General features: G+C 60.2%; 21 protein-coding genes. 3 read left to right on the forward strand and 18 right to left on the reverse strand.

Translation table 11 applies throughout. The features are described from left to right. Positions 1–8 precede the first annotated feature (8 nt). The gene (locus tag QUD34_RS06975; RefSeq protein ID WP_286355882.1) at positions 9–296 is read right to left on the reverse strand and encodes a hypothetical protein; all 288 of its coding nucleotides are present in this window, start codon (positions 294–296) and stop codon (positions 9–11) included. Between the two features lie 53 nt (positions 297–349). Here QUD34_RS06975 and QUD34_RS06980 point away from each other — a divergent pair, with 53 nt between their 5' ends. Genes QUD34_RS06980 through QUD34_RS06990 form a run of 3 tightly spaced genes read left to right on the forward strand, consistent with a single transcriptional unit; the run spans position 350 to position 3,449 of the window. Next, positions 350–2,047 carry an ArnT family glycosyltransferase gene (locus QUD34_RS06980; RefSeq protein WP_286355883.1) on the forward strand — a complete coding sequence of 566 codons (1,698 nt, stop codon included), beginning with the start codon at positions 350–352 and terminating at the stop codon, positions 2,045–2,047. After that, on the forward strand, positions 2,044–3,075 hold the full coding sequence (locus QUD34_RS06985) for a glycosyltransferase family 9 protein (protein WP_286355884.1): 1,032 nt from the start codon (positions 2,044–2,046) through the stop codon (positions 3,073–3,075). The genes QUD34_RS06980 and QUD34_RS06985 overlap by 4 nt, the downstream gene beginning before the upstream one ends. Beyond that, complete coding sequence (locus QUD34_RS06990; RefSeq protein WP_286355885.1) at positions 3,072–3,449, forward strand: DMT family transporter; 378 nt, start codon at positions 3,072–3,074, stop codon at positions 3,447–3,449. The genes QUD34_RS06985 and QUD34_RS06990 overlap by 4 nt, the downstream gene beginning before the upstream one ends. Positions 3,450–3,544: 95 nt before the next feature. Here QUD34_RS06990 and mtnA read toward each other — a convergent pair whose 3' ends face one another. The 17 genes from mtnA to QUD34_RS07070 form a co-directional block, all read right to left on the reverse strand. Continuing rightward, positions 3,545–4,540, reverse strand: coding sequence for an S-methyl-5-thioribose-1-phosphate isomerase (gene mtnA, locus QUD34_RS06995; protein WP_286355886.1), 996 nt, complete (start codon positions 4,538–4,540; stop codon positions 3,545–3,547). Positions 4,541–4,653: 113 nt separating this feature from the next. Further along, positions 4,654–5,316, reverse strand: a complete 663-nt coding sequence (locus QUD34_RS07000) for a class II aldolase/adducin family protein (protein WP_286355887.1) — start codon at positions 5,314–5,316, stop codon at positions 4,654–4,656. 7 nt (positions 5,317–5,323) lie between these two features. After that, entirely contained in the window at positions 5,324–5,734 is a 411-nt protein-coding gene (locus tag QUD34_RS07005; RefSeq protein WP_286355888.1) for an MmcQ/YjbR family DNA-binding protein, read from the reverse strand. Between the two features lie 38 nt (positions 5,735–5,772). Next, complete coding sequence (locus QUD34_RS07010) at positions 5,773–6,192, reverse strand: DUF1801 domain-containing protein (protein ID WP_286355889.1); 420 nt, start codon at positions 6,190–6,192, stop codon at positions 5,773–5,775. A gap of 705 nt (positions 6,193–6,897) precedes the next feature. Beyond that, on the reverse strand, positions 6,898–7,269 hold the full coding sequence (locus QUD34_RS07015) for a cupin domain-containing protein (protein WP_286355890.1): 372 nt from the start codon (positions 7,267–7,269) through the stop codon (positions 6,898–6,900). Between the two features lie 169 nt (positions 7,270–7,438). Beyond that, positions 7,439–7,933 carry a hypothetical protein gene (locus QUD34_RS07020; RefSeq protein ID WP_286355891.1) on the reverse strand — a complete coding sequence of 165 codons (495 nt, stop codon included), beginning with the start codon at positions 7,931–7,933 and terminating at the stop codon, positions 7,439–7,441. A 127-nt stretch (positions 7,934–8,060) separates the two neighbouring features. Further along, positions 8,061–8,807: an SAM-dependent methyltransferase gene (locus QUD34_RS07025; RefSeq protein ID WP_286355892.1), complete on the reverse strand. Its 747-nt coding sequence runs from the start codon at positions 8,805–8,807 to the stop codon at positions 8,061–8,063. An 81-nt stretch (positions 8,808–8,888) separates the two neighbouring features. Further along, positions 8,889–9,401 carry a hypothetical protein gene (locus QUD34_RS07030; RefSeq protein ID WP_286355893.1) on the reverse strand — a complete coding sequence of 171 codons (513 nt, stop codon included), beginning with the start codon at positions 9,399–9,401 and terminating at the stop codon, positions 8,889–8,891. Between the two features lie 183 nt (positions 9,402–9,584). Next, entirely contained in the window at positions 9,585–9,986 is a 402-nt protein-coding gene (locus tag QUD34_RS07035; protein WP_286355894.1) for a VOC family protein, read from the reverse strand. A gap of 44 nt (positions 9,987–10,030) precedes the next feature. Then, on the reverse strand, positions 10,031–10,627 hold the full coding sequence (locus QUD34_RS15160; protein WP_375380002.1) for a dual specificity protein phosphatase family protein: 597 nt from the start codon (positions 10,625–10,627) through the stop codon (positions 10,031–10,033). Positions 10,628–11,134: 507 nt separating this feature from the next. Then, the gene (locus QUD34_RS07040; protein WP_286355895.1) at positions 11,135–11,479 is read right to left on the reverse strand and encodes a cupin domain-containing protein; all 345 of its coding nucleotides are present in this window, start codon (positions 11,477–11,479) and stop codon (positions 11,135–11,137) included. Between the two features lie 134 nt (positions 11,480–11,613). Further along, complete coding sequence (locus tag QUD34_RS07045; protein WP_286355896.1) at positions 11,614–12,030, reverse strand: hypothetical protein; 417 nt, start codon at positions 12,028–12,030, stop codon at positions 11,614–11,616. A 453-nt stretch (positions 12,031–12,483) separates the two neighbouring features. Further along, positions 12,484–12,795, reverse strand: a complete 312-nt coding sequence (locus tag QUD34_RS07050) for a hypothetical protein (RefSeq protein WP_286355897.1) — start codon at positions 12,793–12,795, stop codon at positions 12,484–12,486. A 624-nt stretch (positions 12,796–13,419) separates the two neighbouring features. Next, a complete protein-coding gene (locus QUD34_RS07055; RefSeq protein WP_286355898.1) occupies positions 13,420–13,827 on the reverse strand; it encodes a hypothetical protein in 408 nt (135 codons plus the stop codon). Between the two features lie 125 nt (positions 13,828–13,952). Continuing rightward, positions 13,953–14,468: a hypothetical protein gene (locus QUD34_RS07060; RefSeq protein ID WP_286355899.1), complete on the reverse strand. Its 516-nt coding sequence runs from the start codon at positions 14,466–14,468 to the stop codon at positions 13,953–13,955. Positions 14,469–16,088: 1,620 nt separating this feature from the next. Next, a complete protein-coding gene (locus QUD34_RS07065) occupies positions 16,089–16,538 on the reverse strand; it encodes a hypothetical protein (protein WP_286355900.1) in 450 nt (149 codons plus the stop codon). Between the two features lie 122 nt (positions 16,539–16,660). Then, positions 16,661–17,254 (reverse strand): hypothetical protein, encoded by a 594-nt coding sequence (locus QUD34_RS07070; protein ID WP_286355901.1) that lies wholly within the window; start codon positions 17,252–17,254, stop codon positions 16,661–16,663. Positions 17,255–17,515: the final 261 nt, after the last annotated feature.

The raw sequence follows: 17,515 nt of genomic DNA on the forward strand, positions 1-17,515 counted from the left end.
CGCCGTCCCTACTTCTTCACGGCCTCTTTGATCCCCTTGCCGGCTTCCTTGGCGCCCCTGGCGACGCCCTTGCCGGCGGTCTTCGCGCCGCGGCCCACGGCCTTCCCGCCTTCCTTCGCCGCATGGCCGATGGCCTTGCCGCCCTTCTTGAAGCCCTGGCCGATCTCCTTGCCCGCCTGCTTGATGTCCTCCTTCACGCCGTCCGCCGAGGGGGCGGCCGAAGGAGTGGCCGAAAGGGTGGCCGAAAAGGTGGTCGGCGTGGCCAGAAGCACGAGGCTGAAAAGGAGAGGGCCCATGCCCCCATTCTAACGCCTGGGCGGAAGGCCGCTTTCCGGGCGAAGATGGAGGGATGGACGGACACCTGCCCCCGCCGCCTCCCTTGAGGTCCAGAGCCCGCCTGGCGGACTGGCTGCGTGCCCATGCGCCCGAGCTGCTCTTCGCCCTGCTCCTCCTGGCCGTGCTGCCCATGCGCGACCTGTGGGCGCCGGACGAGCCCGACTTCGCCCAGTGCGTGAAGGAGATGCGCCTCCGCGGCGACTGGATCCTGCCCTACCTGAACGGCGTGCCCTACAGCGAAAAGCCGATCCTCTACTACTGGGTGATGAAGGCCTCCGCGGGGCTGCTGGATGCGCTCACCGGCGGCCTGGGCTTCACCCAGGGTGTGGCGGCCTGGGCCCTGCGCCTGCCGTCGGTGCTCGCCGCCGTGGCCTTCCTGGCGGCCTTCCGCCGCTGGGCCGCGCGCTTCCTGGAACCGGGGATCGCGGAACCTGCGGCGCTGATCCTGGCCACCACGCCCCTCTGGTTCTGGCAGAGCCAGTTCATCCAGATCGATCTGCTCTTCGCGGCCCTGCTGGCCTGGAGCTGGTTCTGCTGGCTCGGAGGCTACCTGCTCTTGCGGGATCGGCAGGAGGGTGCCTCCCCTGATGAGCACCGCCGCTGGTTCCTGAAGGCCTACTTCTGGCTGGCCCTGGCCTTCCTCGCCAAGGGGCCCCTGGCACCGGTGCTGTCGGTGCTCCTGCTGGGGGCCTTCCTCCTCTGGCAGCGGGACTTCGCCGTGCTGCGCCGCGCGGGCATCTTCGCGGGCCTGGGGCTCACACTGCTGCTCGTGGCGCCCTGGTATGTGGCCGCCGGGCTGAAGGGCGGGGCGCACTACGCCTACGAGCTGATCATCTTCCAGAACTTCGAGCGGGCCACGAAGGCCTGGGACCACATCCATCCCTGGTGGAAGTACGGCGAGTATCTCCTCGGGGACTTCTTCCCCTGGGTGCTTCTGCTGCCGGCGCTGGGGCTGCACCTGCGGCGGGAGCGGAGCCTGGGCGACCCGGCCAAGCGCTTCCTGCTGCTGGCCTTCCTCGTGCCGTTCATCTTCCTCAGCGCGGTGCAGAGCAAGCAGGGCAAATACCTGCTCATGGGCTATCCCTTCCTGGCGCTGCTGCTGGCCGACCTGTTCCGGCGGATGGCGGGCGCCCGCGCCCGGCGCCTGGGCCTGCTGCTCGCGGCCGGCCTCGCCGTGCCCGCCCTCGCGCTGACCGCCCTGGCCCTGGGGGCCGGCGGACCGAAAATGCGGGTCCAGGTGGCGCCCTTCCTCGGCCCGATCCGCCTCATGGCCCTGGTGATGGTGGCGGGGACGCTCGGGACGGCCGTCCAGGCCTGGCGCCAGCGGGCCCAGGGCCTGATTCCCGCCGCGGCGCTGGCCCTCGGCCTGCTCTACCTGGTGGGTGGCACCTGGGGCTTCCGACTGCTGGACCCGCCGAAGTCGTACCGTCGCTGGACCGCCGCCGTACAGCCTCTGATCGCCGGGCGGCAGGTCTACTACTGGCAGACCATCCGCAGCGGCGTCATGGTCTACACGGATCACCTCATGCCCGAGCTACGCAGCGCCGGGGCCCTGGAACGGCTGGACCCCGAGGCGCGGCTGGTGGCCCAGCGCGGCGAGTGGGAGCTGGATGCCTGGGGCATGACGCCGGCCCTGCGGGCCCGCTTCGAGGTGCTGCTGGCCGTGCCCACGGGCGGTGGCGAGATCCTGCTGCTGAAGAAGAAGCCATGATCCCGCCCGGCGCCCACTGGCTTCGCCTGCCCCGCTTCGTGGGCGACGCGGTGCTGATGCACCAGGCCGCGGCCCCGCTGATCGCCGCGGGGCTGCCCCTGGTGGCCTGGGGCCCGGCGGCCACGGTGGAACTCTTCGAGGGCGCCGAGGGCTATGGGGGCGCCGTGGCCGATCCCCCGGGAAAGACCGGCCTGCTGGAGGGGGCGCGGCTGCTCCGCACCCATCGCCCGGCCTCCGTGCTGGCTCTGGCCAAGAGCCTGCGCGCCCCGGCCGCGGCCTTCCTGGCCCGCGTGCCGCGCCGCGTGGGCTGCGGGGACGGCGGCGCCTCGCTCCTGCTGACCGCCAGCTTGAAATACTGGGACCGGGATGACCACGCGCTCGACCGCTACCGGGACATCGTGCGGTGCGGCTATCCCGAGTTGGAACCGGCGGCTTTCCGGCCCTTCCATCCGCGGCCGACGAGCGCGGAGGCCGTGGCTGACCAGCGCCGCCGCCAGGGATTCGACGCCGCGCCCTACCTCGCGTTCGCCATCGGGGCGGCGGCCGGCGCCAAGCGGCTGGGGCTCGACCTGCTGGTGGATCTGGCCCACCGGGCCCTGGGGGCCGGGTACCGCATCGTGGTGCTGGGCGGGCCCGGCGACGATGTGATCTGGGGCGGCAGGCTGAAGGAGCAGGTGCCGGAGGTGCTGAACCTCACGGCGCAGCTCCCCTGGTCCCAGAGCGCCGCCTGGCTTGCGGGCGCCACCGCCGTGCTGGCCAACGATTCAGGCTTGGCCCACCTTGCCGCGGCTTGCGGCGTGCCCGTGGTGACCGTCTTCGGGCCCACCATCCCCCGCCACACCGCGCCCCGGGGGCCTCAAGTGACAGTGCTGCGCAAGGAGGACCTCGCCTGCCTCGAATGCCAGCAGTGGCACTGCCCGCTGCCGGATCACCCCTGCATGACTCAGCTGCCTGCAGAGCGCATCTGGGCCGCCCTTGAAGCCCAGGCCGTCACCCGCCCAGTCCTGCCCGCCCCGGAGGCCCCATGAGCCCCAACCTGAAGGCCATCCCCCTCATCGTGCTGGGCGTGCTGCTCAATGCCGCCGCGCAGATCTGCCTGAAGAAGGGCCTGCAGGCGGCCGGGGGCATGCAGTTGGCCGCGGGCCCGCTGTTCCGCCTCATGCTCGAGCCCTGGGTCATCGCGGGACTGGCCTGCTACGCCGTGAGCGTCGTCGTCTGGCTCGGCGCCCTGTCCATGGTGCAGGTGAACTACGCCTACCCCTTCCTGGCGCTGGGCTTCATCGCCAACGCCCTCATGGCCCGGGCCTTCCTCGGCGAGGCCATGACGCCCATGCGGTGGGTGGCGCTGTGCATCATCGTCATCGGCGTGGGGCTGCAGGCCTGGAGCGGACGGGGGCACTGAAACGCCATTAACCACAGAGGACGCAGAGGGCACAGAGGAAAGAGACCTGCTTTTCGCTGTGCCCTCGGTGTCCTCTGCGGTTGACGCATCCGCTTTTACCCGCACACCCTGGCGAGGACTCCGGATCGAAGCTGGCCGGCGCTGTAGACGCCCCGATCCAGCACCAGGCTGGTGACGAGCTCCACCGGTGTGACATCGAAACTGGGGTTCCAGGCGGCCATGCCTTCGGGGGCCCACCGCAGGCGGCCATGGCCGCGCACCTCGGCGGGGTCCCGCTCCTCGATGGGGATGGCGGCGCCGGTGGGGCAGGCGAGGTCCACGGTGCTGAAGGGGGCCACGGGATGGAAGGGCACACCGTGGAAGCGGGCCTGCACGGCCAGGCCGTAGGTGCCCACCTTGTTGGCGAAGTCGCCGTTGGCGGCCACGCGGTCCGAGCCCACCAGCACGCGCTGGACTTTGCCATCGCGCAGGAGCAGGGCCGCCATGCTGTCGGTGATGAGGGTGGAGGGGATGCCCAGCTTGCTCAGCTCCCAGGCCGTGAGGCGGCCGCCCTGGAGCAGGGGCCGCGTCTCGTCGGCAAAGACATGGATGCGCTTGCCCTGCTCGTGGGCGCGGCGGATGACGCCGAGCGCCGTGCCGATGCCCGCCGTGGCGAGGCCCCCGGTGTTGCAGTGGGTGAGGATCCCCTCGCCCTCCTGGATGAGGGCCGCGCCGTGCTGGGCCATGCCCTCGCAGAGCCGCACATCCTCTTCGAAGATGGCCTGGGCCTCCGCCCCGGGATCGGTCGCGGCCTTCATGCGGTCCATGGCCCACATGAGGTTCACGGCCGTGGGCCGGGCCGCGCGCAGGGCCGCGCAGGCGGCGGCGTATTCGGCCGCGGAGGCCCCGCGCGCCGCGCAGGTGGCCAGGCTGGCCGCCGCGGCCACGCCGATGAGGGGCGCCCCCCGCACGGCCAGGCGCTTGATGAGGGCGATCATGTCCTCGGGCGCGCTGCCATCCAGCCAGACTTCGGCGTCCGGAAGCTGCGTCTGGTCCAGCACCCAGAGCGTGCGTCCGTCATGTTTCAGGCCAAGGGATTCAAAGGGGGTCATGGTTGCTTCTCAGTCATTGGGGAGCCGGACGAAGGGTTGATTCAGCGCAGGAAGCGCAGAGATCATCTTTCATTATCCTCTGCGATATGTGGGGTTGGCGTCGTTTCATTCGCTTAGATGATTCTCGGCCCCAGCTTGGCCCGAAGCGCCCGGAGTTCGTCCAGATCGGTGGGTTCCAGGCGCTTGGCGCCGCCCAGGGTTTCGGCCTTCCAGAGGATCTCGGCCACCTGCTCCAGCCGCTCGATGCCGCCGGTCGCCTCGTCCAGGTGCTCGCCCCAGCAGAGGCCGCCGTGGCGGGCCAGGATCATCAGGCGATGGCCGGGCAGGAAGGGCAGGAGGTTCGTGCCCATGGCCTCGGTGCCGGGGATGGCCATGGGCACGATGGGGATGCGGCCCGCGGCGAGGATGACTTCCGGCAAGCCGTCCGAAGGCAGCTCCCTCAGCTCGGGCCGCGCCAGGGACCAGGCGATGGCGGTGGGCGGGTGGGCGTGGACGATGGCCCTGGCTTCCGGCACGGCGCGGTAGATGGCCAGGTGCATGGCGCGCTCGCTGCTGGGACGGCCCGAGAGGATGGTGCCGTCGAGGGCCAGGTAGGCCAGGTCTTCCCGTTTCACCTTCGCCTTCGGCACGCCGCTGGGCGTCATGGCGATGCGGCCGTCGGCCAGCCTCAGGGACAGGTTGCCGTCGGAAGCCGCCAGCAGGCCGCCTGCGTGGAGGTGGCGGCAGGCATCGAGGAGGTCTTGGAGGAGATCGTGGAGGGGGCCGGAAGCATCCATGGAGGGATTATCGCCTGCTCCGGAGGGCCGCGGGGCGGGCCTTCGCCACCGGGGCCGCCGCCAGGGTCGCCGACACGCGCTTGGGCGCCACGGCACAGAAACTCTCCTCGAGCCAGTCCAGCAACAGGGGCAGGGGGATGGATTCCCCCGGGGTGAAGGTGGCGGTGATCCATCCGCTTTTGCCGAGGCCGTAGCCCGTGGGTTTGGTGAAGGGCAGAAGGATGGCGAAGCCGTTCGACTGGGGCAGCTTCATGGAAAGGGAGAGGGTGTCGTCGCCCGTGGACAGGAAGAGGAACACCTTCCCCCTCACCTTGAAGGCGCACTCACCCCAAGGGTGGTCCTCCGTGGTTTCGGGGAAGGCGAGGGCCGCCTTCCGGAGAGCCGTCACGGGCCTGGAGAACGGCGGGGGCTTGGGCATGGGCGCACTCGCGAACAAGGCTGACTGGATGGGATCCCCTAGGACTTCGGTTTCTTCGGGGATTTCGACGGGGTGGACCTGTTGAGCTCGACCGCTCGGCGGATGAGCGCCTTGAAGGCCGATGCGTCGACCTCTTCTCCTTCATGGATGTCGATCGCGCGCCGCGCGTTTCCATCGAGGCTCGCGTTGAAGAGGTGGTCCGGATCCGCCAGCGACGCGCCCTTGAGGAAGGTCAGCTTCACGGCCTTCTTGTAGGATTCCCCCGTGCAGAGGATGCCATCGTGCGACCAGACAGGAGTGCCCATCCACTTCCATTCTTCGACGACTTCCGGATCGGCCTCCTGGATGAGCCGGCGCATTCGACCGAGGGTTTCGCCCCGCCAGTCCCCGAGCTCGGCGATCCGTTCCGTGATGAGCTCCGAGGCCGTGGGAACTGGACTCGCACTTTGTTTTTTCATGGTTTCCTCCTGAGAACGCAGGAGATTCTATGAACAGGCAGATGAGGGGCAGGAGCTGTGGGGGAGATTGGGCCCCGAATGCCTAATCATGCCGCGAAGGCGAGTAAGCAGGGAGATGAGAGAGAGCGAAAGGCAAAGCAGGCAGGGGCTGAGCTAGCAGAGGGCTAGGCGCTGCGTGATTTCGAAAGGAGGCCGCCCAGCCACGCGCACGGCAAGGTGGCGAGGGCGAGTGCCATGGGGTACCACGCGGGCCCGAAATGGTTTTGAATGGCAGTCCTAGCCCCAAGAAGGCTGAGAATGAAACTGATGATGCCGAGAAGCATGGCGTGCAGCATGGGATTTCGACCCGAAAGCCTTCCTGCGATGTAACAACCAGTCACGGTAAAGACACATCGATAGGAAAGGGCCAGGAGATTGGGCCAGAAGCCCCAGACCGGCTGGCCCCAGGCTGGATAGAGCCTGGCTTGTTGGAGCACATGGTCGGTGGAGAGTGAAAGGCCGACCGCCGCGATCCACCCAATGAGGACCGCCCCGACACTCCTTGGCAAGTTCACGAAACCCTCTAAGTGGTGTGGTCCTCGGGTTGACGCCTCACGGGAGAGGCTGATCGGCCCGCCTGCACCGAGGTGCTGAGCGAAGACGAAGAAACAAGATATTGAGAGAGAGCGGAAGGCCATGCCGGCGGTGTGCGAGTGGAGCGAGGTGTCAGGCCTGCCTGGGATGAGGGGGAACTTTTTCTGTTTTTACGATGTCGACGGAAATTTCAATGGCTGGGATGGTTCCTTTGTTCTCGAGCCAGTGATGGGTGTTTCGATCTTCTGGCCAGCCCACTCCAGGGCCATAGTCGGTGGAAATCCCGTTTCGATGATCAGTGATCGTACCTTGAAGAATGAAGACAGTACCCGGTCTCCCAACATGGTCATGAAGCGGGCCGAACACCCCTCCAGGTGCGATGGTGACCCTTCGCATTCGAAGCTGTCGGCCTTCCATCCCATCGATCTCTGGACCTAGGTCGACCGTCGAAAGCAGCTGAACGGTCACACCGTTTGTCTCTGGAACGACCTCGTCTTTGTTCAAGGTGGCCTCCGGTCGTGAGGTGGGGTCTGACGAATGAAGATAACGGCCCTGGCCTGCGCCTGCGTCGAGACGAGGAGCCAAGCCAAGGAAGCGGGAAGCTGGGAGAGCGCGGAAGCCAACATGGGCGAGGCCCAAGTTGAGCTAAAGGTTAGGCCGCGGCAGGCCCCCTTCAACCTCCGACGGGGTTAGGAACTCCAATGGATGAGAACCATGAAGCAAGATGATCTGCGTGCTTGCCTGATGCCAGAGGAATCGACTTGCCTTCGTTCAGGTCGTTCAAGGTTAGGGATCGATCGATCCACTCAAGCGTGACCGCTGATTTGGAGTGGACGACCCTTTGAGTTATGCCGAGTGGAACCAATATTGGTCCAATGTTGATCCAAGTCGTAGGGACTTGGTGAAATACGACCGAATCACCTTCGAGGCTTACCTTTCTGGGGAAAGTCCGAATGGCGAAGGTCGCGAGAGCAAGGTAGATACCACCGTTGAACAGTGAGGTTATGAGTGGCCGCAGGGTGTGTAGATGGAGCGAATCATAGACACCGCTCATCAACACGAGGGCAGCCCCGAGTTGTAGGAACCTCTTAAAGAACAGCATGAAGCCCGAGAGTTCGATGAGGAACTCTGAATCGGGAACTTTCAAGCTGAGTTCTTCTGGATTCATGGGCGGCCTAATGAATGAAGCTAACTGGCTCCGCCTGCGCCGAGGCACTGGGCGGAGCCGAGGAAGCGGGACGTTGAGAGAGCGGAAGGCCATGCGGGCGGGATCCGAGTTGAGCTGGAGTTGAGGCTCACCGCGGCATCAGCGCGAAGACACCCCAGCCCAGGTACTCACGCGTGTACGCGGCGTAGTGCTCGGGTTCCGAGGTCAGTTTGGCTCGAACTTCTTTCGCGAACGGATCATCTGGATTGGCTTCAAGCCATCGGCGCATGGTGAGCCATTTGGCCGCCTCGTATCTGTCCCAGCCGTCCTGGTCAGCTAGAACCATTTCAACGATGTCATAGCCAAGGCGGCCGAAAGACGCGAGAAGGTCCGGGAGCATGAGAAAATCGGAGATTGAGCTGGCAAGGCACCCCTTGGCAACATCTTCCGTCGGGGGTGACTGCCGCCAGTAGGGCTCACCGATGAGGATGATCCCTCCGGTACGCAGGCTCCGGGAGAGAAGTTCGATCGTGCCGGCGACTCCCCCGCCGATCCAAGTGGCGCCAACACAGGCGGCCACACTGACCTTCTCATCCGAGACATAACCGGCAGCATCGCCATGGAGGAACTTGACTTGATCGGCGACGCCGAGTTCTTCGGCACGGAGGTTCGCTTGCTCGGTGAACAACGGGCTCATGTCGATACCGAAGCCGATGATGCCGTGATCGCGTGCCCAGGTGCAAAGCATCTCCCCCGAACCGCTGCCGAGGTCGAGCACCCGAGTTCCCGATTCCAGACGCAGCGCAAGGCCAAGAGTGGCCAGCTTTTCGGGTGTGAACGGGTTGTGGATGCGGTGCGCACTTTCAGTGATGTTGAAGATCCTTGGAATGTCCATTCCGGGAAATCTCCTTATGCGCGTGAGCAGACACGGTCATGGCCTAACGAATGTGGGCGGAGCGTTGGGTGCGAGATGGCCCTAGCGATCCGGGGTCACGGATATGACCAGCTTCAATTTGGCGGGGTTCTCGCCCTTGAAAAGGTTGTCGAATTCTTCTTTTGAAATTTCCAAGGAGGAACTATCCGATCTATTCTGCTTTTCCTTGGCAGAAATCTCGAGCTCCGTGATGGTGTTTATCGCACGAGCACCACCAATGATCGAACACTGAACCCTGACCTTTCGATCATATGAAGGACGAACATAGGCGGTCGCCTTGATGGTTAACTTGATGCGCTTCGACCAAGTTGTGGATTTCGTAATCAAGATGAGTGGCAGGGAGACCCCGTCGCACACAAACTTATCTTGATCGGTATAGGGATAGATATTTCCAGGCTCCTCCACCTTGAGTCGATCCAATGGCAATTCAATGACCATGGGGGAAGAAAATTCTCCATGTTTTAAATCTGCTTCAGACCCCTGTTTTGCGATCACCTGCCCCATGAGTGGCGAGACCAACAAGGTTAAGACCAGGCATAGATGCTTGAAATTCATGGAAGATCCTTTGAAAAGGGATGGTGAACCCAACCAAAACGGGCAACCGGCCCTGTCTGCACCGAGGCACTGAGCGAAGCCGAGATGCGAGAGGCTGAGAGAGAGCGGAAGGGAAGGCAGGCAGGATCTGACTTGAGCGAGGAATTAGGCCGCAGGGTGCACATGCTTGATCATCGTAAACGGCTACGGGGCAGGCTGGGAAGCCATGTGGAGCAGCCCCCACCCATGGCCATCCGGATCCACGAAACTGTGTGTGTACATGAACCCAAAATCTTCGGGCTTGTCGTAGGTTGAACCACCAGCCGCAAGGGCCTTGGCGACCAATTCATCTACCTGTTCACGGCTCTCACAACTGAGAGATATCAAGACTTCGACGGCCTGATTCGTGTCGCAGATAGCTTTGGGCGTGAACTCACGGAACTTGGCATGGGTACCCAACATCACAGACATTGCATCATTGATGACGATGCACGCGGCCGTGTTGTCGCTGAACTGTGGGTTGTGAACAAATCCAAGCGCCTTGAAGAAGCTGATCGACCTCTGGAGATCAGCGACCGGGAGGGTGAGGAACACCTGGTTGATCATGCCAATCTCCTTTGGCCTGGTAATGACGGCGATGGGGGTGCGGCCTAATGAATGAGGCCTACCGGCCGCACCTGCGCTGAGGGGCTGGGCAGAGCTGAGGAATCGAGAAGTTGAGAGAGCGTGTGTGAGAGAGGGACAATGCAGGCGGGGTCGGAGGTGAACGAGGGGTTAGGCCCAGCTGCTTCGAGCACCTCCAGCGTGAAGTCCAACCAACCCTCAGCTGTATAGGCAGTAGGACGAACCTCTAGAACTTTATTTATTGCTACTTTGACAGGTAAGTCGAAAGCCCTCATGAGGAAATATGCCAGAAATAGCCCTGTTCTGTCTTTTCCCGAGGAGCAGTGGACCAGCACCCTGTGCCCTTGTGTGAGTTGTTGGAGCACGAAGGAATACGCACACGGAAGGGCGTTCATGCAGTGATCGGCGTCACCGGACTGCGGCGGCACATGCGGCGGCAAGGCAATGCAAGCGTAGGCCATTCCGAGCTGATCGAAGTCTTCTGGATGGCAGAGCACCCCATCATTGACCGAAAGAACTGCACTAAACCCTGCTGATCTAAGTTCGGCAAGTTTCCAAGGCTGTCGATCGGGTCCACATCGACCGGCAAGCTGGTCTTGGATCACCCAGAAAATGTGCTGCATCCATGCGACCTAACGGGTGAAGCTAACCGGACCAGCTGCGGCTGAAACGATTAGCAGAGAACGGGGGAAGGAACAGCCAAGGCGGAAGGGCTTGGCCGCTCGCGGCTGGGTCCGAGTAGAGCGGAGGGTTAGGGTACCTGCCCGGTCAAGTCGAGGAAAAGTAGGTATGAAATGAAGATGAGCAATCCTAGGCCTAGAACACCCAGGTAAGCAGTTCGAATCCAAAATGGTACGGGGTCGGCTTCACGATAATACTTTGTCTCGAAATATACGGAGACCCCCCGTTTGATTGACCTTCGAAACAGGTAGAGGAGACAGATGCTCAACCCATAGGCGAGGAGAAAGACAAAGGCATGTTGGAAGAGGCGCATCCGGTCCAGTCCTTGGGTGGCCTAACGAATGAAGCTAAGCGGCCACGCCTGCACCGAGTCGATGAGTGGAGCCGAGATAGCGTAATGCTGGGAGAGAGCGGAAGGCAATGCAGGCGGCGCCGAGCTGAGCTAAGGGCTAGGCCAAGTCATTACGATCACCGCGAGTAGTTGGATTGGATATGACCAGGAATTCGACAGGATCATTGTATGGATTCTTGAACTGATGTGGTTTGCCAGCCGCAATGTGAATGCCCTCACCGGCCGAGAGTGGATAATCTTGGCCTTCTAGTTCCATGATGGCGTGACCGGTGAGGATGAAGAAAAACTGCTGAGCCACCGAATGGGTGTGCCGTTGTTCCGATCTGCCCGGTGGAACCGATTCTTGGATGACATGGAGGCTTGGGTTCTTAAGCAGATGCCATCCATCACAGTTGTCGCCCCAAACATAGTGCTCAGCATTGTTTGTAGAAACGATCGTCATGAGAAATCCGGGTAGGGCCTAACGAATGAAGCCAAGCGGCCACGCCTGTACCGAGGCGACGAGCGGAGCCGGGGAAGCGAGAAGTTGAGAGAGAGCGGAAGGCAATGCCGGCGGGGTCCGACTTGAGCGAGAGGTTAGGCGTCTGCATTTGAATGGCCATTCTGGCTTGAAGTGTGGAATGCCAAGGTGATGATTGACGGAAAAATAAAGCCCTTGAGATAGGAGAGCGGATGCCTACCCAGGGTGAAATCGACGGGCAAGTTCCCGAAATGCGCCCAATAGTGCGTTGCAACAAGCCCAGCGATTCCGGCCCACATTCCATACAATGCCCAGCGTTTACCAAAGACGACGAGCAACAAACTGAGAGTAATCATCACTCGAAGGACCGATTGCACGTATTCGAATGTTGTATGCGTGCTGGTTCCAGCACCCAGATACAGACCGCACAGAGTAAAGATGTGGTAATAGATCAGCAGCCCGGCGAGAACAAAGATGATCAGGCGCCGGGATAACAGAAATCGGCTCGTCTGCATTCCAGGCAGTGTGGTCACCTCGGCCCTCCTTTCTACAGACGCCTAACGAAGGGAGTTCAGCGGATCCGGCCGCTGGCGGCCGGGTCCGCTGCAACGAATGGTTAGGCAGGGCGAGAAGTCAGTTTGAGAGTGACTCGGCCTGCGAAACCAAAGGTTTGAACGATTGAAAGAACGACTGGAATGGAGAACTGAAGGCTTTAAACGCTGGTCGTGGACCCAGGTTACCCACGAAGATGGCAGAAACTCGGCCGTTTCTGGGTGGGCCACCGCGAACGGTGTTGAATGGCGGCGCGAACGGTAACAGCTGACCAGAAGGGCGAAAGAGCTGAGTGGGCCTAACGAATGAAGCTAACCGGACCCGCCTGCACCGAGGCGCTGAGCGGAGCCGAGGAAGCGAGAAGCGAGAGAGAGCGGAAGGCAGTGCAGGCGGGGTCCGAGTTGAGCTAGGGGTTAGGCTGACCAGGTTTGCCCTCATGGTTTTCGCTCGAATTGGTGGGAAAGTTCGAGGGAAGAGGCCAATTGGAAGGTGGTTGTTGGCCTGCCCTCGGCGGCCAAGATGTGAACCCCTTCAAGGTCAATCGAAATGACGAATGCACCAGTGGGAAATGAACACTCCCAAATATGCCCTTCTTCTGTTGGCCAATCCTCTTCGATGGTGAACCCCGGCACATGTGCCTGAAGGATTTTGATCAGATCTGGATTTACCTTTGTTTGCTCATCGAGAGCCAGGGCAAGACCTATTCCCTCGGTTCCAAATTTGCTCAGAACTGTGAAGTGGTTCATGGGGCGGCCTAACGATGGAAGCTAACCGGCCACGCCTGTACCGAGACGATGAGCGGAGCCGAGGTAGCGAAATGTTGAGAGAGAGCGGAAGGCAATGCAGGCGGGGTCCGACTTGAGCGGAGGGTTAGGCTTCGTGGATGAATGATAATAATTTGGCACTAGCTACGAGTTTAGACCCTTCTTGAATTCGCCACTCGCGCCCAATAGTTAGGCATTCCAAGAGACCCTGGACATTCAAAAAGGTGATCCTCAGATCGCGTGAATCGCCTGGATGGACCCACACTCCTTCAGGAACCTCAACCTGGCCAATGAAGAAGATCTTATTGTCTGGGGGCCCGAAATTGTGGTTCGGTCTGTACGCCTTCGTGAATGGGCCTTTACGACCACCATTTTCAGTCTTCACAACCTCGATTCGGGCTAGAACCTGGATTGGCTCCTCGCCAGCTGGCTCCAGTTGATCGCTGAACATCTCACTGTGCATTCAGAAGCCTAACGAATGAAGCTAACCGGACCCGCCTGCACCGAGGCGCTGAGCGGAGCCGAGGAAGCGGGAAGCTGAGAGAGAGCGAGAGGCAATGCAGGCGGGGTCCGAGTTGAGCGCGGGGTTAGGCCGACGGTCAGAGATCAGAGCCATTCGAAACTGAAATGAGTTGCGGCGATATAGATGAAGCTGTTCCATTCACTCACGAAGAACTGGTACACAGAAGCGTTTGCTGGAAGGTTTTTCGGTAGTGATTCGGTGCCTTTTGTTACCCCGGGAACGATTTCGGTATCACTGATCCAAAGGCCATCTTTCGATTGGTAGGGATAGCGCTCATCGGGCGGTTCCATTGTAATAAAGAGAAGCCCTGAAATCAGAAGAGAACCAGGTTTCGAGCTTTCACGCAGTTCGTGCTCGGTTGCATTCGGATCGCCAGTGCAGATTTGAACCTGGAAGCGTGCGGTCCTATTCAGATAGTCAATTTCCACCCGCTCGATAGTTGAGTCGTGGAAGGTGCCATGCGGGTGATCCAGGAGCTGATCTAAATCCATGAAGGAGGCCTAACGAATGAAGCTAAGCGGCCCTGCCTGCACCGAGGCGATGAGCGGAGCCGAGATAGCGAGATGTTGAGAGAGAACGGAAGGCAATGCAGGCGGGGTCCGACTTGAGCGGAGGGTTAGGCGTGGAGACCATTGTGTGAGTTTGAGGTATTTCGATCATAGATCTTGAGAAACCCCATCGAAGAATCAGCCTGGGACCAGAGGCCCGTTATGTAATCGAATTCGGCATGAAATGGGGGTAGAAAATCTGGAATGTCTGTGGCGTATTCACAATTTCGGCTCAGCATAGCAAGCCAGGCAGGGCTTCCGAGCTGAGAGTAGAGTGTGGTGATTACGTCAGCGAGAGTAACAACGGACAATTGGCCTTCGCGGTACATCTGATGCAGTAGGACTAGGTGTTTACCAGCGCCTACTGTTGGATCGCCTCCGCCGAGGTAATTGGTCAAGATTCGTTCAGTGACCTTGATAGCCTCATTCTTGTCGTTGGTGGCGGCAAGAGAGAGAACATCTTGATCCTTGGGCTCAGCGTTCGTACCAATTTGAGCGATAGCCCAGTCAATGCACGCGAGCGTTGAGCCATTTCCGGCCAGTGCCATTAGGTAGGATTTCTGAAGCCCGTGGATGCCGTTCATGGAAAACGCCTAACGAATGAAGCTAACCGGACCCGCCTGCACCGAGGCGCTGAGCGGAGCCGAGGTAGCGATATGTTGAGAGAGAGCTGAAGGCAATGCAGGCGGGGTCCGAGTTGAGCTAAGGGTTAGGCCTTCACTGGGGATGATCATATTTGCCCTCACGCTTGTGCCAGTTCAAACCGATGGCAACTCCAAGAACCACCGACGCCAACAAGACACAAGTGCCAATGGTTTTATTTGGGATAAACCAATAGGCAACCCCGCCGAGAACTGTCGTGAGGAAGAGCGATACCAGGACTCGAATTGGTGTTGGCCCTGTGACGATCAATTCGACGAGAAATGCGATGAAGTCCAGCAGAATTGCCTCCTCGTGCTTTGAAGGCCTAACGGAAGAAGCTAACCGGCCACGCCTGCACCGAGACGATGAGCGAAGGCGAGATAGCAAAATGTTGAGAGAGAACGGAAGGCAATGCAGGCGGGGTCAGAGTTGAGCCAAAGGTTAGGCCGACACGGGCATTCTTTCTCATGATTGCGCTCTCTGCCAGAGCCATATAAGAACCAATATACCGATGAGCCCAAGTTGCAGGCGATCGAGCCAGGGTGGATTGTCATCGAATTCGGTATCAGAACCCCAACTGAGTAGTAATCGAAATGGAATGAAAGTCCAGAAAAGTGCAGAAAGAAAACCACGAGTCTTGATCATGAAGAAAAATGAAAGCACAAAAGTGAGTGCAGTGCAGGCGAACACCACAGTGTAGAGCGTTGAGATTGTGTTCGAGGCCTGGTCCATTTGGTGCGGCCTAACGAATGAAGCTAACCGGACCCGCCTGCGCCGAGGCGCTGAACGGAGCCGAGGAAGCGGGAAGCTGAGAGAGAGCAGGAGGTAATGCAGGCGGGGTCCGAGTTGAGCTAACGGTTAGGCCGACAGTCATGATTTCACTGGAGCGGTGAGCACTTCCCAGAACAAAAAAGCGGAGACGCAAAGAATTACGATGCCGATATGAACCCGCGTGCGGTCTGAACATTGGGTGCTTGGTTTGAGCGCGTAGAAATTTGCGAGACGATGCGGAGCAGAGATGTGAAGGCCCGCGAATGCCAACGCAACAACCGCTACGATAGTGGCGACGATGCGATCGGTTTGGCTAAGTGGTGCAAATTCCATGGGTGAGGCCTAACGAATGAAGCTAACCGGCCCCGCCTGCACCGAGACGCTGAGCGGAGCCGAGGAAGCGAGAAGTTGAGAGAGAGCGAAAGGCAATGCAGGCGGGGTCCGAGTTGAGCTAAGGGTTAGGCGTCGGTTCCGGTTTTTGAATTGAGCCTACGCAAGCGCAAGTCTGAGGCAATGCCTGAGGCAACCACGCCTGCGATTGTCCATGGAATAACGCAGGCCAGACCCCAGGCGGAGTACCCAGGCGATGAATAACCACCGAACCAAACCGGCGACCAATAGATAAGACAAGACAGGGCGAAAGGCGCAACATACAGGATATCTACCTGGATTCGTGGTGTTTTGACCCAAGAAGTGGCCAACGTGACCACGGCAGAGAGCGCACCAACGACAACGAGCCCTAATGGCAGGGAGATCGGTTGTTTGGGCCAGAGCGCGTACATGCGAGACGCCTAACGAATGAAGCTGACCGGACCCGCCTGCGCCGAGGCGCTGAGCGAAGTCGAGGAAGCGGGAAGCTGAGAGAGAACGGAAGGCAATGCAGGCGGGGTCCGAGTTGAGCGAGAGGTTAGGCGCTGCACTTGGGCTGGAGTTGGAGCAGCTGGGGAATGAGGAAATATTGGGACCCAGTACCAAAGTAGGTAGATGAACGCTATGACAACTGGAATATGCAGAAGGATGGCGAAGGTTCGATTGAATTCGTTTCGAAACAAAATCGTTAGCGTTGGTAACCCGATCCAGGTGACCAACCCGATGCCCCAGGCAAGTCCGACACCCTCCCAGTATTCATCGCGGCTCGGATTCAGCGCGCTCGAGTAGTAGAGGTAGGTGTAATAGAAAACCAGCCCAAGCATTGCCCAACCCCAAAGGGAAAGCAGGAGCGCAATGATTTTGCGGGCCATGGTGACGCCTAACGAATGAAGCTAACCGGCCCTATTGCTGCGGGGACACGGACGCTGAGTTATTTGAGGACACTAGCGCGCAGCGATAGGGTCCGAGTTGAGCGGAAGGTTAGGCGCGCGGGTTAATGTCTTTTCGAGGTCATTCGTATTGATTGGGCAATAGCAATTGCAGTTGATTTGAGCTGAGGCAAATTCTGAATTGGATTCGACTCGGCAACACCGATGAGGTTGAAAATGATTTGACGATCATTGAATTGCCTAACGAGAGTTATACAGAGTACAGGCATTGGAGCACCAGAATATTTAATGCTGGTCTGATAGGTAATCAAGACAGCTTGTTCTGCACCTGAAAGCGAAACTGTGTCGGCCGAATATTCTGACTTATTGGATGGATTGCCGTGCTTGAGATGGAGGCGGGTCGTAAGAGCTTTAATAAATCTATCTGCCTCTTGTGCAGGTTCGGGAGCGGGCCGAAGCCCAGCTTCGAGAATTGTCCAAGTGCCAACAGCGAGTTCACAACTTCCTAGAAAAGTAACCCCATCGAGGCTTGGGGTGCTCATTTCACCCATTTCAAATTCCTGCCCCTTTGATATTGGTGCCTCAAAGGTAATCAAGTCAGATTTGTATGGAATCTCGACAGCGGTGCAAATAGAAGTTGGGCTTGGCTGAACCATGCAGATGAGAGCGGCAGGAATTGTCCGAGCAATGGTGAGCATTGAGCGCCTAACGAATGAAGCTAACCGGCCCCACCTGCACCGAGGCGACGAGCGGAGCCGAGGAAGCGGGAAGCTGAGAGAGAGCGGAAGACAATGCAGGCGGGGTCCGAGTTGAGCTAGGGGTTAGGCCGACCTGACGCGATTGCAATTAGTGGATGCGAGCAAGCAGCGAATCTAGCTTATGAGATAGCCCCTCAATTTGTTCGCCATTCTGTTTTGCAAGGAAGCCGGCATCAAAATAATTGGTGATGCCCACCACGC

Origin of the sequence: Geothrix oryzae (assembly GCF_030295385.1) — a bacterium.
Lineage (GTDB): Bacteria > Acidobacteriota > Holophagae > Holophagales > Holophagaceae > Geothrix > Geothrix oryzae.

Excerpts from the sequence above, each read along its gene's own strand:
- QUD34_RS06975 (WP_286355882.1), bottom strand. The coding sequence starts at position 296 with ATGGGCCCTCTCCTTTTCAGCCTCGTGCTTCTGGCCACGCCGACCACC.
- QUD34_RS06980 (WP_286355883.1), top strand. The coding sequence starts at position 350 with ATGGACGGACACCTGCCCCCGCCGCCTCCCTTGAGGTCCAGAGCCCGC.
- QUD34_RS06985 (WP_286355884.1), top strand. The coding sequence starts at position 2,044 with ATGATCCCGCCCGGCGCCCACTGGCTTCGCCTGCCCCGCTTCGTGGGC.
- QUD34_RS06990 (WP_286355885.1), top strand. The coding sequence starts at position 3,072 with ATGAGCCCCAACCTGAAGGCCATCCCCCTCATCGTGCTGGGCGTGCTG.
- mtnA (WP_286355886.1), bottom strand. The coding sequence starts at position 4,540 with ATGACCCCCTTTGAATCCCTTGGCCTGAAACATGACGGACGCACGCTC.
- QUD34_RS07000 (WP_286355887.1), bottom strand. The coding sequence starts at position 5,316 with ATGGATGCTTCCGGCCCCCTCCACGATCTCCTCCAAGACCTCCTCGAT.
- QUD34_RS07005 (WP_286355888.1), bottom strand. The coding sequence starts at position 5,734 with ATGCCCAAGCCCCCGCCGTTCTCCAGGCCCGTGACGGCTCTCCGGAAG.
- QUD34_RS07010 (WP_286355889.1), bottom strand. The coding sequence starts at position 6,192 with ATGAAAAAACAAAGTGCGAGTCCAGTTCCCACGGCCTCGGAGCTCATC.
- QUD34_RS07020 (WP_286355891.1), bottom strand. The coding sequence starts at position 7,933 with ATGAATCCAGAAGAACTCAGCTTGAAAGTTCCCGATTCAGAGTTCCTC.
- QUD34_RS07025 (WP_286355892.1), bottom strand. The coding sequence starts at position 8,807 with ATGGACATTCCAAGGATCTTCAACATCACTGAAAGTGCGCACCGCATC.
- QUD34_RS07030 (WP_286355893.1), bottom strand. The coding sequence starts at position 9,401 with ATGAATTTCAAGCATCTATGCCTGGTCTTAACCTTGTTGGTCTCGCCA.
- QUD34_RS07035 (WP_286355894.1), bottom strand. The coding sequence starts at position 9,986 with ATGATCAACCAGGTGTTCCTCACCCTCCCGGTCGCTGATCTCCAGAGG.
- QUD34_RS15160 (WP_375380002.1), bottom strand. The coding sequence starts at position 10,627 with ATGCAGCACATTTTCTGGGTGATCCAAGACCAGCTTGCCGGTCGATGT.
- QUD34_RS07040 (WP_286355895.1), bottom strand. The coding sequence starts at position 11,479 with ATGACGATCGTTTCTACAAACAATGCTGAGCACTATGTTTGGGGCGAC.
- QUD34_RS07050 (WP_286355897.1), bottom strand. The coding sequence starts at position 12,795 with ATGAACCACTTCACAGTTCTGAGCAAATTTGGAACCGAGGGAATAGGT.
- QUD34_RS07055 (WP_286355898.1), bottom strand. The coding sequence starts at position 13,827 with ATGGATTTAGATCAGCTCCTGGATCACCCGCATGGCACCTTCCACGAC.
- QUD34_RS07060 (WP_286355899.1), bottom strand. The coding sequence starts at position 14,468 with ATGAACGGCATCCACGGGCTTCAGAAATCCTACCTAATGGCACTGGCC.
- QUD34_RS07065 (WP_286355900.1), bottom strand. The coding sequence starts at position 16,538 with ATGGCCCGCAAAATCATTGCGCTCCTGCTTTCCCTTTGGGGTTGGGCA.
- QUD34_RS07070 (WP_286355901.1), bottom strand. The coding sequence starts at position 17,254 with ATGCTCACCATTGCTCGGACAATTCCTGCCGCTCTCATCTGCATGGTT.